The 14,699-nt window shown below is 73.9% G+C and carries 12 protein-coding genes; 4 read left to right on the top strand and 8 right to left on the bottom strand.

Annotated elements, in window-relative coordinates:
- Positions 1 to 18 precede the first annotated feature (18 nt).
- A complete protein-coding gene (locus ACH4OW_RS09390; protein ID WP_398026274.1) occupies positions 19 to 534 on the top strand; it encodes a lytic polysaccharide monooxygenase auxiliary activity family 9 protein in 516 nt (171 codons plus the stop codon).
- Between the two features lie 104 nt (positions 535 to 638).
- Here ACH4OW_RS09390 and ACH4OW_RS09385 read toward each other — a convergent pair whose 3' ends face one another.
- Both ACH4OW_RS09385 and ACH4OW_RS09380 read right to left on the bottom strand, forming a co-directional pair.
- The gene (locus tag ACH4OW_RS09385) at positions 639 to 1,286 is read right to left on the bottom strand and encodes a response regulator transcription factor (protein ID WP_360123612.1); all 648 of its coding nucleotides are present in this window, start codon (positions 1,284 to 1,286) and stop codon (positions 639 to 641) included.
- On the bottom strand, positions 1,271 to 2,533 hold the full coding sequence (locus tag ACH4OW_RS09380; protein ID WP_398026272.1) for a sensor histidine kinase: 1,263 nt from the start codon (positions 2,531 to 2,533) through the stop codon (positions 1,271 to 1,273). Before ACH4OW_RS09380 ends, ACH4OW_RS09385 begins: the two co-directional genes overlap by 16 nt.
- Before the next feature lie 185 nt (positions 2,534 to 2,718).
- On the opposite strand from ACH4OW_RS09380, the gene ACH4OW_RS09375 reads away from it, so the two are divergent.
- Both ACH4OW_RS09375 and ACH4OW_RS09370 read left to right on the top strand, forming a co-directional pair.
- Entirely contained in the window at positions 2,719 to 3,159 is a 441-nt protein-coding gene (locus ACH4OW_RS09375; protein WP_398026270.1) for a hypothetical protein, read from the top strand.
- A 43-nt stretch (positions 3,160 to 3,202) separates the two neighbouring features.
- Positions 3,203 to 4,009 carry an SDR family oxidoreductase gene (locus ACH4OW_RS09370; protein WP_360123603.1) on the top strand — a complete coding sequence of 269 codons (807 nt, stop codon included), beginning with the start codon at positions 3,203 to 3,205 and terminating at the stop codon, positions 4,007 to 4,009.
- Between the two features lie 36 nt (positions 4,010 to 4,045).
- On the opposite strand, the gene meaB is transcribed toward ACH4OW_RS09370, so the two are convergent.
- Genes meaB through ACH4OW_RS09355 form a run of 3 tightly spaced genes read right to left on the bottom strand, consistent with a single transcriptional unit; the run spans position 4,046 to position 9,198 of the window.
- Positions 4,046 to 5,080, bottom strand: coding sequence for a methylmalonyl Co-A mutase-associated GTPase MeaB (gene meaB, locus ACH4OW_RS09365; RefSeq protein WP_398026267.1), 1,035 nt, complete (start codon positions 5,078 to 5,080; stop codon positions 4,046 to 4,048).
- Between the two features lie 9 nt (positions 5,081 to 5,089).
- The gene (scpA, locus tag ACH4OW_RS09360) at positions 5,090 to 7,315 is read right to left on the bottom strand and encodes a methylmalonyl-CoA mutase (RefSeq protein WP_398026265.1); all 2,226 of its coding nucleotides are present in this window, start codon (positions 7,313 to 7,315) and stop codon (positions 5,090 to 5,092) included.
- Positions 7,315 to 9,198 (bottom strand): methylmalonyl-CoA mutase family protein, encoded by a 1,884-nt coding sequence (locus ACH4OW_RS09355; RefSeq protein WP_398026263.1) that lies wholly within the window; start codon positions 9,196 to 9,198, stop codon positions 7,315 to 7,317. The genes scpA and ACH4OW_RS09355 overlap by 1 nt, the downstream gene beginning before the upstream one ends.
- A gap of 247 nt (positions 9,199 to 9,445) precedes the next feature.
- On the opposite strand from ACH4OW_RS09355, the gene ACH4OW_RS09350 reads away from it, so the two are divergent.
- Positions 9,446 to 10,711 (top strand): DUF4185 domain-containing protein, encoded by a 1,266-nt coding sequence (locus tag ACH4OW_RS09350; protein WP_360123591.1) that lies wholly within the window; start codon positions 9,446 to 9,448, stop codon positions 10,709 to 10,711.
- Positions 10,712 to 10,724: 13 nt separating this feature from the next.
- Here ACH4OW_RS09350 and ACH4OW_RS09345 read toward each other — a convergent pair whose 3' ends face one another.
- From ACH4OW_RS09345 to ACH4OW_RS09335, 3 genes are all read right to left on the bottom strand, one after another.
- Positions 10,725 to 11,126: a VOC family protein gene (locus ACH4OW_RS09345; RefSeq protein ID WP_360123588.1), complete on the bottom strand. Its 402-nt coding sequence runs from the start codon at positions 11,124 to 11,126 to the stop codon at positions 10,725 to 10,727.
- An 89-nt stretch (positions 11,127 to 11,215) separates the two neighbouring features.
- Positions 11,216 to 12,901, bottom strand: coding sequence for a CocE/NonD family hydrolase (locus tag ACH4OW_RS09340; RefSeq protein WP_398026260.1), 1,686 nt, complete (start codon positions 12,899 to 12,901; stop codon positions 11,216 to 11,218).
- Positions 12,902 to 13,063: 162 nt separating this feature from the next.
- Positions 13,064 to 14,641 (bottom strand): GMC family oxidoreductase, encoded by a 1,578-nt coding sequence (locus tag ACH4OW_RS09335; protein WP_398026258.1) that lies wholly within the window; start codon positions 14,639 to 14,641, stop codon positions 13,064 to 13,066.
- Positions 14,642 to 14,699: the final 58 nt, after the last annotated feature.

Below are 14,699 nucleotides of genomic sequence, written 5' to 3'. Positions count from 1 at the left end.
CACCGTGAAGGAGTCGACATGCACCAGAAGAGAAAGATCGCCACGGCCGTCGGCGCCGCGCTGGCTCCGCTGCTCGTCGTGACCCTGCCGGCGAGTTCGGCCAGTGCGCACGGCTATGTGAACGCCCCCGCCAGCCGGCAGGCCCAGTGTGCGGCGGGCACCGTCTCCTGCGGGCCCATCAAGTGGGAGCCGCAGAGCGTCGAGGGGCCCAAGGGCCTCAAGAGCTGCAGCGGCGGCAACGCCCGGTTCAGCGACCTCGACGACGACAGCAAGGGCTGGAAGGCCACCTCCGTCGGCGCCTCCCAGAACTTCACCTGGCGGCTGACGGCCCGGCACCGCACCAGCACCTGGCAGTACTTCATCGGCGGCCGCAAGATCCACGAGGTCGACGACCACGGCGCCCAGCCGCCCGCCACCGTCACGCACAACGTCAACTTCCAGGGGATCAAGGGCAAGCAGAAGGTGCTCGCCGTCTGGAACGTCGCGGACACCTCCAACGCCTTCTACGCCTGCATAGACGTCAACATCCGCTGACGCCGGACCGGGGAGGCGGGCCCGCGCCCGCCTCCCCGCCCCGCAGCCGCCCCGAAGCCGCCCCGGCGGCGTACCGGCGGCCACGGCGGGCTCTGAACGTGCCCTCAGGGGTTGTTCAGGTACGTGAGGACGGCGAGGACGCGGCGGTTGCTGTCGTCGTCATCGGCGATGCCCAGCTTGCCGAACATGGAAGTGGTGTACTTGCTGATGGCGCTCTCGCTGAGGAAGAGCCGCCGGCCGATGGCCTGGTTGGAGAGCCCCTCGGCCATGAGGCCGAGCACGGAGTGCTCGCGTTCGGTGAGCTGCCCGAGGCGCCGGTGCGAAGACCCGCCGGCCAGCAACTTGGCGATGACGGCCGGGTCCATCGCGGTCCCGCCGGCCGCGACGCGCTCCAGGGCGTCGACGAACTGGTCGGCGTCGAACACGCTCTCCTTGAGGAAGTAGCCGATGCCGCCCGCGCCGTCGGCCAGGAGTTCGCGGGCGTAGAGCTGCTCGACGTGCTGGGAGAGGATCAGAACCGGCAGCCCCGGCACCTCGCGGCGGGCGGCGAGGGCCGCGCGCAGGCCCTCGTCCGACTGGGCCGGCGGCATCCGGACGTCGACGACGGAGACGTCGGGACGCCACGTCAGCAGCGCGTCCAGCGTCTCGGGCCCGGTGGCCGCGGTCGCCACCACCTGGTGCCCGCACGCCTCGATCAGGCGGACCATCCCGTCGCGCAGCAGGTAGAGGTCTTCGGCTACAACGATTCGCATGGCACCATCATCCTCACCCGCGTCGGGCCGCCCGCCGGGCTGCTGATTTCCAGGGCGCCGTCGAAGGCGGCGAGGCGGCGCCGCAGCCCCGCGAGTCCGCCGCCGGCCCGCTCGACGGCCCCGCCCCGGCCGTCGTCCTCGACGTCGGCGACGATGCCGGAGTCGGTCCCGGCCAAGGTGATACGGGCCCGGGTCGCCTGGGCGTGCTTGGCCGCGTTGGTCAGCAGTTCGGTGATGCCGAAGTACACGGCGGACTCGATCGGCGGGTCCAGGTCGGGCAGGATGTCGGTGCTGACGTCCGCTTCGAGCGGGCTGTCCAGGGCGAAGGCGCGTACCGCCTCGGCGAGTCCCCGTTCGTTCAGCACCGGCGGGTTGATCCCCCTGACCAGTTCGCGCAGCTCGGACAGCGACGTGGCGGCCCCGGCCCTGGCTTCCCGCATCAGCGCCTTGGCCTGGGCGGGGTCGGTCTCCATCAGCTTCTCCGCGGTCGCCAGGGACAGGCCGAGCGCGACCAGGCGGGCCTGCGCCCCGTCGTGCAGGTCGCGCTCGATCCGGTGGATCTCCGCGGCCTGCGCGACGGTCGCGTCCGCGCGCTGGGCCGTCAGCTCGTCCACCCGCTCCGCCAGCGCCATCGTGGGCGAAGGGCCCAGGAACCGTACGGCCACCGGCTCGACGGGCCGCCAGGCGTACGGTGCGCCGCACACGGCCACGACCAGGCCGAGCGCCCCGAGCGCGTACCGGGCGGGCGGCGGGGCCTGCGCGGACCCGAGGACCGCCAGGACGGCCCCGGCCGGCGGCACCGCCGCGAGCACGCCCGCCGTGAACGGGGCGACCACCGTGAAGCGCAGGTCGCGCAGGTTGGCCGGATCGCGCCACCGGACCCGCCACCGCTGGTCCAGGAGGGCGTCCCGGCGGGTGCGTTCGTAGGAGAACCCGTTCCACCAGTACCCGGTGGACATGCGCACGACCGGCGGGGCCTGCCGGTACCCGGCGGGGACGACGGTGGCCGTCCACCGCGCGACCAGGTGGCGGACCAGCCGGCACACCGGGCGGGCCAGGACGAGGGTGCCGGCGCACACCAGCACGACCGGCCCCACCCACGACCACGGGTTGCCCGGCCCCCACCACACCCCCAGCGCCACGGCGGCGGCCCACACGGCAGGGACCAGCAGGGTGACCGCCGCCACGACGCACGCCCGCACGAACCCCACGCAGGCGCCGGCCACCCACGCCATCACCCGTCTCATGACTCTTCCTCCTTCTTCACGACCCCGTCCGGTGTTCTCACTGTGCACCGCACGGAGCGTGCCGCCGCCCGGATCGGCCCTGGAGTGGGTCCAGCCCCACCCACTCGTAGGCCCAGGCCCATACCGCCCCGCCCGCGCCCTCCATAACTTCGACCTCACACCGGAAAACGGAGGAAGAGAGAAACATGGAAATCGTCAGCGACAGCACCGCCGGGGCCGCTCGGCCCGGCCACGCACCCGATCGGCGGGCCCTCGGCACGGTGAAGGGCCTCGTCGCAGCCTATGGCGCGCTGAGCGCCGCGGTCCTCGCCGTGGTCGTCGTCCTCGCGGTCAACGGACGGGAGGTGACCTCGTTCATGTGGGGCAGGTCGGCCGGGGTGCTCGCGAGCGCCGCCGTGACCTACTGGCTGACCGTCCTCGCCGCACGGGGCGCACGGTGGGCCTATGTGCGCATACGCGTCATCTCGGTCGTCGTGCCGGTGGCGATCGTCGTCATCGACACGCTTCCCGGCGTGCTGCCGGCGTGGTTCGTCGCGATGCAGATCGCCTGCGCCCTGGCCATCGGCGCGACCGCGTTCCTCCTCAACGGGCCAGGGCTGCGCGCCGCCTTCCCCAAGTCCCGCTGACCCCGGAGCCCTTGGCCGCCCGTGGGCCTGCACAATGATCAGCATGACGGAGACGACGGAGACGACGGGTACGGAGCGGGGCGCGGGCGGCGCCGGGCTGCTGGACGGCAAGGTGGTGCTGATCACCGGTGCGAGCCGCGGCATCGGCGCCGCCGCGGCCCGGCTGTTCGCGCGCGAAGGGGCCTCGGTGGTGCTGACCGCGCGGAGCGGCGCCGACCTGGCCGCGGTGACCGAGGAGGTGCGGGCGGCGGGCGGTACCGCGGACCACGTCGTCGCGGACCTGGCGGACCCGGCCGCCGTACAGCGCGCGGTGGACACGGCCGTGGAGCGCCACGGGCGCCTGGACGGCGCGTTCAACAACGCGGGCATGGGCATCCCGCACGCCCCGCTGGCCGAGATACCGGAGGCGGACTTCGACCGGATCACCGCCGTCAACCACAAGGGCGTCTGGCTGGCGATGGCCGCCGAGATACGGGCGATCACCGCCACCGCCGGCACCGGCGCGATCGTCAACAACAGCAGCGTGGGCAGCTTGAAGCCGTCGGCCGGACTCGGCCTTTACGGCGCCTCCAAGCGGGCCGTCAACAGCCTCACCCAGACCGCGGCCGTCGAGTACGGCCCCCAGGGCATCCGCGTCAACGCCATCGCCCCCGGCACCACCATGACCGCCATGATCGAGGACTGGGCCGCCCGCGAACCCGGCGTCCTCGACCGGCTCACCTCCCGTACACCGCTGCGCCGCGCGGCCGCCCCGGAAGAGGTGGCGCAGGCCGCCGCGTGGCTGCTCAGCGACCGCGCGTCGTTCGTGACGGGTGCGGTCCTGCCCGTCGACGGCGGCCTGACCATCTGAGGGCCCGTCGTCACGAGGCGCCGGCCGGCCGCGGTCTCACGGCTCGTCCGGCGCCTCGAACGCGTCCAGGATGCGTTCCGCGGCGAGCGTCGCCGTCAGGGTGCCCGCGCGTACCTCCCGCTCCACCTCCGGGGCCACGTCCCGTACGCCGGGGTGGTTCCGAAGCCGGTTCAGCAGTTGCTCGCGCACCATCGACCAGGTCCAGTCGACCTGCTGGTCGCGCCGCTTGGCGGCCAGCGCGCCGGTGGACTCCAGCAGCTTGCGGTGCTGCTCCACGCGGTCCCAGACCGTGTCCAGGCCGGTGCCCTCGCGGGCGCTGCACGTGAGGACCGGCGGGGTCCAGGCGGCGTCCGGGGGCTGGAGCAGGCGCAGTGCGCCGGACAGTTCCCTGGCCGCCGACTTGGCGTCGCGCTCGTGCGGCCCGTCCGCCTTGTTGACCGACACCAGGTCGGCCAGCTCCAGTACGCCCTTTTTGATGCCCTGGAGCTGGTCGCCGGTACGGGCGAGGGTGAGCAGCAGGAACGTGTCGACCATGTTGGCGACGGCCGTCTCGGACTGGCCGACGCCCACCGTCTCGACGAGCACCACGTCGTAACCCGCGGCCTCCATGACGACGATGGACTCCCGCGTCGCCCGCGCCACCCCGCCGAGCGTGCCCGAGGTGGGGGAGGGACGCACGAACGCCGCCGGGTCGGCGGCCAGCCGCTCCATCCGCGTCTTGTCGCCCAGGATGGAGCCGCCGGTCCGGCTGGACGACGGGTCGACGGCCAGCACGGCGACCCGGTGCCCGGCCTCCGTCAGCTGGGAGCCCAGCGCGTCGATGAAGGTCGACTTGCCGACTCCGGGCACGCCGCTGATGCCGACCCGCCGGGCCGTGCCGGAGTGCGGCAGCAGCTCGACCAGCAGCCGCTGCGCGAGCGCCCGGTGGTCGGCGCGGGTGGACTCCACCAGCGTGATGGCGCGCGCGATCCAGGCCCGGGAGCCCTCGCGCACGCCCGCCGCGTACTGGTCGACGTCGATGGTCGGTCGCTTGCGGGCCCTGGCGGGCCCCCGGGGGGTCTCAGGCGTCAACGTACCGGCTCACAGGTCGTGGCCGAGGACCCCGGCGAGGTCCTTGACCAGGTCGTACGCGGCATCGGGGATGACCGTACCGGGCGGGAAGACGGCCGCGGCGCCCGCTTCGTGGAGCGCCGGGATGTCGCCCGGCGGGATCACCCCGCCCACCACGATCATGATGTCCTCCCGGTCCTGCGCCGCCAGTTCCTCGCGCAGCGCGGGCACCAGCGTCAGGTGTCCGGCGGCCAGCGAGGAGACGCCGACGATGTGCACGTCCGCCTCCACCGCCTGCCGGGCGACCTCCGCCGGCGTCTGGAACAGCGGGCCGACGTCCACGTCGAAGCCCAGGTCGGCGAAGGCGGTGGCGATCACCTTCTGGCCGCGGTCGTGGCCGTCCTGGCCCATCTTGGCGACCAGGATGCGCGGCCGGCGCCCCTCGGCCCGTTCGAACTCGGCCACCAGGTCCCGGGTCCGGTCCACGCCGGAGGACGGGCCCGCTTCGTCTCGGTACACACCGGAGATCGTACGGATCTGGCCCGAGTGGCGCCCGTAGACCTTCTCCAGTGCGTCGGAGATCTCACCCACGGTCGCCATGGCACGGGCCGCGTTCACGGCCAGCGCCAGCAGGTTGCCCTCCATGCCCTGGCCGGGACCGGCCTCGGCGGCGGCGGTCAGCGCGCGCAGCGCGTCCTGGCAGGCCGCCTCGTCGCGCTCCTCGCGCAGCCGCCGCAGCTTGTCGATCTGCTGCGCGCGCACCGCGGAGTTGTCGACCTTGAGGACGTCGATCTGCTCGTCGGTGTCCACCCGGTACTTGTTGACGCCGATCAGCGCCTGCCGCCCCGAGTCGATCCGCGCCTGCGTACGGGCCGCGGCCTCCTCCACGCGCAGCTTCGGGATGCCCGCGTCGATGGCCTTGGCCATGCCGCCGGCCGCCTCGACCTCCTCGATGTGCTGCCAGGCCCGGCGCGCCAGGTCGTGGGTGAGCTTCTCGACGTACGCGCTGCCGCCCCAGGGGTCGATGACCCGGCAGGTGCCCGACTCCTGCTGGAGGAAGAGCTGCGTGTTGCGGGCGATTCGGGCGGAGAAGTCGGTGGGCAGGGCGAGTGCCTCGTCCAGCGCGTTGGTGTGCAGCGACTGGGTGTGGCCCTGCGTCGCGGCCATCGCCTCCACACACGTCCGCGTGACGTTGTTGAACACGTCCTGCGCGGTCAGCGACCAGCCGGAGGTCTGCGAATGGGTGCGCAGGGAAAGGGACTTGGGGTTCTTCGGGTCGAAGCGCTGGACCAGCTTGGCCCACAGCAGCCGGGCGGCGCGCAGCTTGGCGATCTCCATGAAGAAGTTCATGCCGATCGCCCAGAAGAAGGACAGCCGCGGCGCGAAGGAGTCCACGTCCATCCCCGCCTCGATGCCCGCCTTCAGGTACTCCACGCCGTCCGCGAGGGTGTACGCCAGCTCCAAGTCGGCCGTCGCGCCCGCCTCCTGGATGTGGTACCCGGAGATGGAGATGGAGTTGTAGCGCGGCATCTTCTGCGAGGTGTACGCGAAGATGTCGGAGATGATCCGCATCGAGGGGCGCGGCGGATAGATGTAGGTGTTGCGGACCATGAACTCCTTGAGGATGTCGTTCTGGATGGTCCCGGCCAGCTTCTCCGGTGGTACGCCCTGCTCCTCGGCGGCCACGATGTAGAGCGCGAGGACGGGCAGCACCGCGCCGTTCATCGTCATCGACACCGTCATCTTGTCCAGCGGGATGCCGGAGAACAGCTGCCGCATGTCGTAGATGGAGTCGATGGCCACGCCCGCCATGCCGACGTCACCGGTCACCCGCGGGTGGTCGCTGTCGTAGCCGCGGTGGGTCGGCAGGTCGAAGGCGACCGACAGGCCCTTCTGGCCGGCCGCCAGGTTGCGCCGGTAGAAGGCGTTGGACTCCTCGGCGGTGGAGAAGCCCGCGTACTGCCGGATGGTCCACGGCTGGTTGACGTACATGGTCGGGTACGGGCCGCGCAGGTACGGCGTGATCCCCGGGTACGTACGCAGGAAGTCCAGCCCGGCCAGGTCCTCGCCGGTGTACAGCGGCTTGACGTCGATGCCCTCGGGCGTCTCCCACACGAGGTCGTCGACGCTCTTGCCGGTGGCCTCCTGGACGGCGGCCGCCCACTGTGCCGCGTCGCCCTCCGGAACCTGCGGCTCGCCCAGTTCGACCGTGCTGAAGTCCGGGATGGCGCCCGCCTGCCCTGTCGCGTGCTCCATCACGCCACCTCCATGACATCCAGGGCCGAGGTCAGCACCCCGACCGCGTCGCAGCCCGCGAAGACGAACGCGTCCACTCCGGCTCGTTCATATGCTTCCCGCCGCTCGCCCGGTTTCCCGGCCAGCAGCACCTGCCGTGCGCCCGCCGCCTTGAGGGACGCCGCGACGTCCTCCGCCTGTTCGGCGTACAGCGCGTCGCTCGAACACAGGCAGGCGATACCCGCGCCGCTGGCCCGGAACGCCTCCGCCGCCGACTCCGCGTCCACCGACACCGGGTCGTGCACCGGCTCGATGCCGCCCGCCTGGAGGAGGTTCGAGGCGAAGGTGGCGCGCGCGGTGTGCACGGCGGCCGGGCCGAGCGCCGCGAGGAACGCCTTCGGGCGGCTGCCGGTGGCCGCCAGCCGCGCGTCCGAGCGGGCGCGCAGCGCCTCGTACGCCTCGTCCCTGCGCACCCGCGGCAGCCCGCCGCCCGCCGGCACGGGCGCGGGCTCGCGCTCCACCGGCGGCTCGGCCAGGAACGGGAACTCGCTGACGCCGGTGACCGGTTCGCGGCGGTGCGCGAGGTCCGCCGACCGCTTGCGCCAGGTCGAGGCCAGCCGCTCGCCGACCATCCCGGAGGCGAGCGCCGCGGCCTGTCCGCCCGCGGCCTCGATCTCCTGGAACCAGCCCCAGGCCGCGCGGGCCAGCTCGTCGGTGAGCCGTTCCACGTACCAGGAGCCGCCCGCCGGGTCGATCACCTTCGACAGGTGCGACTCCTCCAGCAGGATCGACTGGGTGTTGCGCGCGATACGGCGGGCGAACGCGTCCGGCAGCCCGAGCGCGTCGTCGAACGGCAGGACGGTGACGGCGTCCGCGCCGCCCACCCCCGCCGAGAGGCCCGCCACGGTGGTGCGCAGCATGTTCACCCACGGGTCCCGACGGGTCATCATGACCGTCGAGGTCACCGCGTGTTGCCGCTGCGCACGCGCGGCGCCGCACGCCTCGGCGACCCGCGACCACAGCCGCCGGGCGGCCCGCAGCTTGGCGATGGTCAGGAACTGGTCGGCGGTCGCCGCGTACCGGAACTCCAACTGCCCGCAGGCGGCCTCCATGCCGAGGCCGGCCGCGGTCAGCTCGCGCAGGTAGGCCACGCCGGTGGCCAGTGAGCAGCCCAGTTCCTCGGCGGCCGAGCCGCCCGCCTCGTGGTACGGCAGCGCGTCCACGGCCAGCGCGCGCAGCCGGGGCGCCTCGCCGGCGCAGCGGCGGGCCAGTCCGGCGGCCGCCTCCAGGTGCCCGGCCAGGTCGTCCGCGCGGCCGGTCCTGGCCACCAGGCCCAGCGGGTCGGCGCCCAGGCCGCCCGCCGTCTCGGAAGGGGCCACGCCCTTGCCTTCGCAGACCCCGAAGAACGCCTCGGCCGCCGCGGCGAAGTCCGCGCCGGCGTCCAGGGCGACGGCCGCCAGGTCGAGATAGACGCCGTCGAGCGCCGTGGCCAGGTCCGCCACGGGCACCCCGCCGTCGCCGACGGCCAGCCACAGCGACGTGACGCCGTTCTCCAGGTCGGCGAGGACCGCCTCGTTGGCGCGCCGCGGGTCGGCCAGGGCGTGGCGCTGCCGTACGTCCCAGCCCGCGACGGTGCTGCCCTGGGCGCGGCCGGCCCGTACGAACGGCGGGAAGCCGGGGCGGCCGGTGGCGGCGGCAGCGGCGGGCGCGTCGTCGGCGGTGTAGAGCGGACGGATCCGGATGCCGTCCTGGAGGGCGGTGGCGAGCGCGTCTTCGGCGGCGGCGCCGGTCGCCTCCGCGGCGCCCGATTTGCGCAGGACGCCTTCGACCAGGCGCTGCCACTGCTCGCGGTCCGCGTCGGCGAACGCGGCGGCCAGAGGGAGTTCGGGGGACTGGGCGGTCATGGCAGCAGGCTAGGCGAACGGTCGTTAGCCAGAGCAGGGCATCGGGCTGTGACCTTGCACTCGTTGACCTGGGATTGCTCCATTGGGAAGCTCTACGATCGCCTTCCCGGCCGTCTCGCTACCCGCGAGTAGCCACTTTCGGCACCCAAATCGCCGCATTCTTGGCACTTCCCGGTGTTCCGCGATCGCCGCACGACCGCTTCTGTACGGTGGGCGCCCCGCCACCGGAGCGAGGAGGGACCCGCCCATGCGCGTGCCGCCGATGGGGCGAACCGCCGTCGTGGCGGCGGTGCTCGCCCTGGTCGCCGGCGCGGTCGTCCTGCTCGCGCTCCCGGACCGCGGGGCGCCGGCGTGCACCGGGCGGAAGATCACCTCGTGGGCGGCCGAGTCCCGCTTCACCGGCGAATTCACCCGGTACGGCAACGACAACACCCGCGTGGACGACTGGACCGGCGGCGACGGCACGCATTCGGTACGGCTGCCCGACGGGCGGACGCTCTGGCTCTTCTCCGACACCTTCCTCGACCGGGTACAGCCACCGCCCAACCCGCTGGGCCAGGCCCGCCCCTGGCGCTCCGCCGACACCGGCCGCGCCCCCGGACTGACGCACAACTCGCTGGTGGTCATGGACCCTTCGGGCCGACTGGAGCGGACGCTGACCGGCGGCACCGGCGCCGGCCCCGCGCCGTTCTTCCCCGACCTGCCGGACGGCTGGCGCTGGCCGGTGCGGGCCCACGTGGAGCCGCGGGCACCCGGGTCCGCCGAGCAGGTGGTGCGCGTCCTGCTGTGGAACCGCACACCGGGCCGGGACCCGTGGGTCTTCGGCGTCCCCCGCGCGACCGAGGTCGCCACCCTCTCCCTGCCGGACCTGCGGCTGGAGGACATCACCCAGGTCGTCGCCCAGAACCACGTACCGGACCCCTCGCACCGGGTGCTGTACGGCACCGCGTCCGTGACGGACGGCAGGTGGACGTACGTCTACGGCGGCGACGACGGCCCCGTGCGCGCGAGTTCCAACGCCTACCTGGCCCGCGTGCCGACCGGGCGGCTCGGGGAGGCGGCGGCCTGGGAGTTCTGGGACGGGCGGGACTGGCGGCCGGAGGCGGACCGGGCGGCCCCGGTGATCCGCGAGGGCCCGGGGCGCGGCGTGGGCAGCTCCTTCACCGTCGTACGGGACGGCACCACGTGGGTCCTGCTGTCGATGGACACCCCGGGCGCGGACGGCGACGGGCTGTCGGCCGTCACCACGTACTGGTCGTGCTCGGCCCAGGGCCCGTGGCACGGGCCGGCCGGGCGCGTCACCCCGCCCCGGCCGGCCGACCCCACCGGACAGCACCGCGTCGCCGCCTACAACCCGCAGGCCCACCCCGAGTTCACCGGCCCCGGCGGCCTGCTGCTCAGTTACGACGTGAACTGGCTCGGCCCGCCCGGCGCCCCCTCCGTCGCCCAGGTCAACGGCGACGTCGAGCTGTACCGGCCGCGCTTCCTGCGGCTGCGCCTGGGGCGGGGGTGAGGCGCGCCGCGGGTCAGTCGGTCTTCGGCCCCGAGTTCAACGAGCAGCGCAGGGAGAACGGGTGCCCGGCCGGGTCCGCGTACAGCCGTACCTCGTGCGGGCCGGTGTCGTCCTTGGTGTCCAGCGGGCGCGCGCCCAGGCCCACCACCTTGCGTTCGGCGGCGTCCATGTCCTCCTCGTCGACCAGCAGGTCCAGGTGGGCCTGGAGCGAGCTGTCGGGGCGCGGCCAGGTCGGCGGCGTCATGTTCAGGTCGCGGCGGAAGGACAGGTGGGTGCGGTTGACGGCGATCACCTCGACCCGGTCGGGCAGGTGCTCGGTGCGGATCTCGCCTTCCAGGATCTTGGAGTAGAAGTCGGCCAGCTTCTCCGGCTCGGAGCAGTCGAGCACGATCACGGCCGCCTTGACCAGTCCCATGTCTTCTCCTCGGCCCTCTGGGCCCTCGGCAGGGCACCGTCGCCGGTGCCGGCCGCGCGGCGCGCGGACCGGGGCGACGAGTACCGCGCTCACGCCGGTTCAGTCCCCGCGGTCATCAGGGGCAGGACCAGGGCGGAGGGGCGGCCCGGCGTGTGGAAGACCTCGAACCGTACCGGGCGGCAGGCGACGGCCGAAGCGACCGGCTCGCCGGTCCCGTGGTGGCGCGCGAACCGCGGGAAGGCGCCGCCCGCCACCTGTACGCGCAGGCTGTGCCCGCGCAGGAACCGGTAGCCGGTGGGGTGCAGTTCCACCCGGGCGGCCACCACGCCGTCGGCGTCCGCCGCGGGCGAGCCGGGGCGCAGCCGCAGGATGCCGTCGGTGACGTTGCGGGAGACGCCGGCCCGGTCCACGTCACACAGCCGTACGAAGACGTCGCCGTGGCCGGAGTCCGTGCGGACGTGGACCACCGCCGACACCGGGCCGATCAGGTCGAGGTCGCGGGGCAGCGGGCTGCCGGTGAAGAGCAGTACGTCCGGCCGCCGTTCGACCGCCGTGTTGTCCTGCTGCCGTATCTCGCCCGGCAGGAGCAGCGGGCCGCCCGTGGACGGGGTCGGGTCGGCGCCGTGGTACGTGAAGCGGTCGGGCGGGCTGTCCGGCGGCACGGCCCAGTCGAGGCCGCCGTCCGGCTGGAGGTGCAGCGGAGTCGGTACGGACTGCGGCGGCGGCCACCGGTCGAAGTCCAGCCAGCGGCCCGCCCGCTGGAGGTAGAGCCGGACCGGCGACTGGTGCAGCTGCGTGCTGTCGCCGGCCAGCCGGGCGCTGAGCCAGGACACGTGGTCGGTGAGCGTGGCCTTGAGCGCGTTCCGGTCGTGGGCCCACGGCCCGATCGTGATCCGCGAGCGGTGCCCGGCGGCGGTGAGCGCCGTGAAGTCCCGCAGCTGGTACGGCAGGAACAGGTCCCACCAGCCGGCCACCATGCTGGTCGGCGTGGTCATCCGCAGCGCCGCCGCGCTGTGGTCGATCGGCGCCCAGAAGTCGTCCCCCGGCTCCGCGTGCGCGCTGACCTCGCGCAGGAAACGCTCGGGCCGCCCTATCGCGGCGAGATCGGTCTCGCCGACCGGCAGCCGGCGCATCGCGCGCTGGACCCGGCGGTCGTGCAGCGGGTTGGGCAGCAGACCGCCGAGCGGCGCCTCCTCCTGGGTGCCGGTCGCCGAGGACCACACCAGCATGTTGTGCAGCGCCAGTACCCCGCCGGGGTAGAAGGCGGCGGGGAAGTCGGAGGTGGTGATGCCCAGGCACATCGCCTCCAGGGGCGGGTCGAGGTACGGGCCGATCGCCCACTCCGCGTGCCCGAGGTAGCTGGCGCCCGCGGTGGCCAGCCGCCCGTCGCACCAGGACCGTTCGCGCAGCCACTTCGCGGTCGCCAGGCCGTCGTCCTTCTCGTGCACGAAGGCACGGAACTCGCCGCCCGAGCCGAAGACGCCGCGTACGTTCTGCGCCACGACCTGGAAGCCGCGGCGGGCCAGCACGCCGGCGAACAGCTTGATGTCGGGCTTGTGCTTGCCGTACGGGGTGCGCAGCAGCACCACGGGCAGCGGCCCGGCGCCTCGCGGGCGGTAGCGGTCGGCGAGCAGGACCGTGCCGTCCGGCATCGGTACGCGCAGGTCGCGGACGCACTCGGTGTCGGGCGTGACGGGCTCGGGCATGTCCAGGTACCGGTCGACCAGCCGGCCGAACGCCCGCCCCGTCCTCTCCCGCAGCGCGGATTCCGTCATCGCGGCCTCCCGTTGTCCGTTCCGGCCCGCGGTACCGGCGGGTGCGTCACGCACGGTCCACGGGCGTCACTTCCTGTGCTGTTCCGGGGCGTGCCCCGGGTGGTCCAGTGTCCGGCCTTCCGGGCGGATGCGCACACAGACACCCGCCCCCGGGCTCGCCCGTCAGCCGCGTAGCAGGTCGGCGGCCCGCTCCGCGATCATGACCGTGGGGGCGTGGGTGTGCCCCCGCGTGATGGCGGGCATGACCGAGGCGTCCACGACGCGGAGGCCCGCGACACCGCGTACGCGCAGACGGGGGTCGGTCACGGTGTCCTCGCCGGTGCCCATCCGGCAGGTGCCGACCGGGTGGTACAGGGTTTCCGCGATGGCGCGCACCGTCTCCTCCGCCGCGGCGTCGTCCTGCCCGCCGGGCCACGGCTCCAGGGGCTTGGTGACGTGCGGGGCCAGCGCCCGCGTCGCGTACAGCCGCTCGGCGAGGCGCACCCCGGCCAGCAGGCGCCGCAGGTCCGCTCCGGCCGTCAGATAGCCGGGGTCGACGAGCGGCGGCTCGTCCGGACCGCCGCCGAGGGTGATCCGGCCCCGGCTCTCCGGGCGGAGCAGGATCACCCCGATCGTGACGCCGTGTTCGGTCGGCGCCTCCAGTCCGTGTTCGACGAACGGCACCGGCGCGAAGATCAGCTCCAGATCCGGTGCCGCGGGGCCGGGCCCGCTGCGGCAGAACGCGACGGCCTCGCCGATGTTGGAGGTCAGCGGGCCGCGCCGGGCCAGGAGGTAGCGCGCGATGTTCGCGGGGGTGTCGGCGCCGGTGAGCGTGCGGGGCAGCGCGGTCCGCATCAGGACCGGTACCGACAGGTGGTCCTGGAGGTGGCGGCCCACGGCGGGGAGATCGGCCACCGGCTCGATGCCCGCCTCCGCCAGTTGGTCGGCGTCGCCGATGCCGGAGCGCAGCAGCAGGTGCGGGGAGCCGACCGCGCCCGCCGACAGGACGACCTCGCGGCGGGCCCTGATCCGGCCGCCGGGCACCTCGACGCCGTACGCCCGGCCGTCCGCGACCAGCACCCGCTTGACCTCCTGCCCCGTGACGACCCGCAGGTTGCGGCGGCGCAGGGCCGGGCGCAAATAGCCGTCCGCCGCGCTCCACCGGCGCCCGCGCCGCTGGGTGAGCGGGGTGGGCGCGCAGCCGCTGTTGTCCGGCCCGTTGGGTTCGGCCGACCGCGTCAGGCCGGTCTCCTCGCAGGCGTCGAGGAAGGCGCCGGTCAGCGGGTGCGCGGAGCGTGCCGGGGAGATCCACAGCGGGCCCGCCGTGCCGTGTGCCGTGCCGTCCCGCGGCCCGGTCCAGCGCTCGGCGCGCCGGAAGTAGCGGGCCACCTCGTTCCAGGACCACTCCTCGCCCGCCGTCTCGGCCCAGCCGTCGTAGTCGTCGCGGTGCCCGCGTACCCACATCATCGCGTTGAGCGACGAGGAGCCGCCGAGGGTCCGGCCGCGCGGCCAGTACAACTCGCGTCCGTGCAGGCCCGCCTGGGGCGTCGTGGTGAAGTTCCAGTCGTACGGCGTCCGGAAGAGCTTGGGGAAGGCCGCCGGGACGCGGACCTCCTGCCTGCGGTCGGGTCCGCCCGCCTCCACCAGCGCGACCCGTACCGTCGGGTCCTCGGACAGCCGGGCCGCGAGGACGCACCCCGCGGACCCGGCGCCGACGACGACGTAGTCGTATACCTGGTCGTACACCTCTGCGCCGGCCATCCGAGCGCCCTCCCGATGCCGCAACCGCCCGCCGAACCCCCGTGCCTGCCGGTGATCG

The organism is Streptomyces sp. NPDC017056 (assembly GCF_044332485.1).
In the GTDB taxonomy this organism is placed as follows: domain Bacteria; phylum Actinomycetota; class Actinomycetes; order Streptomycetales; family Streptomycetaceae; genus Streptomyces.
This window is presented reverse-complemented; position numbering and strand designations above follow the sequence as displayed.

Bases quoted from the DNA above. Each gene is read 5' to 3' on its own strand.
- ACH4OW_RS09350 (WP_360123591.1), top strand. From the start codon at position 9,446: ATGCGCGTGCCGCCGATGGGGCGAACCGCCGTCGTGGCGGCGGTGCTC.
- ACH4OW_RS09355 (WP_398026263.1), bottom strand. From the start codon at position 9,198: ATGACCGCCCAGTCCCCCGAACTCCCTCTGGCCGCCGCGTTCGCCGAC.
- ACH4OW_RS09345 (WP_360123588.1), bottom strand. From the start codon at position 11,126: ATGGGACTGGTCAAGGCGGCCGTGATCGTGCTCGACTGCTCCGAGCCG.
- ACH4OW_RS09380 (WP_398026272.1), bottom strand. From the start codon at position 2,533: ATGAGACGGGTGATGGCGTGGGTGGCCGGCGCCTGCGTGGGGTTCGTG.
- ACH4OW_RS09385 (WP_360123612.1), bottom strand. From the start codon at position 1,286: ATGCGAATCGTTGTAGCCGAAGACCTCTACCTGCTGCGCGACGGGATG.
- ACH4OW_RS09375 (WP_398026270.1), top strand. From the start codon at position 2,719: ATGGAAATCGTCAGCGACAGCACCGCCGGGGCCGCTCGGCCCGGCCAC.
- ACH4OW_RS09370 (WP_360123603.1), top strand. From the start codon at position 3,203: ATGACGGAGACGACGGAGACGACGGGTACGGAGCGGGGCGCGGGCGGC.
- ACH4OW_RS09335 (WP_398026258.1), bottom strand. From the start codon at position 14,641: ATGGCCGGCGCAGAGGTGTACGACCAGGTATACGACTACGTCGTCGTC.
- scpA (WP_398026265.1), bottom strand. From the start codon at position 7,315: ATGGAGCACGCGACAGGGCAGGCGGGCGCCATCCCGGACTTCAGCACG.
- ACH4OW_RS09390 (WP_398026274.1), top strand. From the start codon at position 19: ATGCACCAGAAGAGAAAGATCGCCACGGCCGTCGGCGCCGCGCTGGCT.
- ACH4OW_RS09340 (WP_398026260.1), bottom strand. From the start codon at position 12,901: ATGACGGAATCCGCGCTGCGGGAGAGGACGGGGCGGGCGTTCGGCCGG.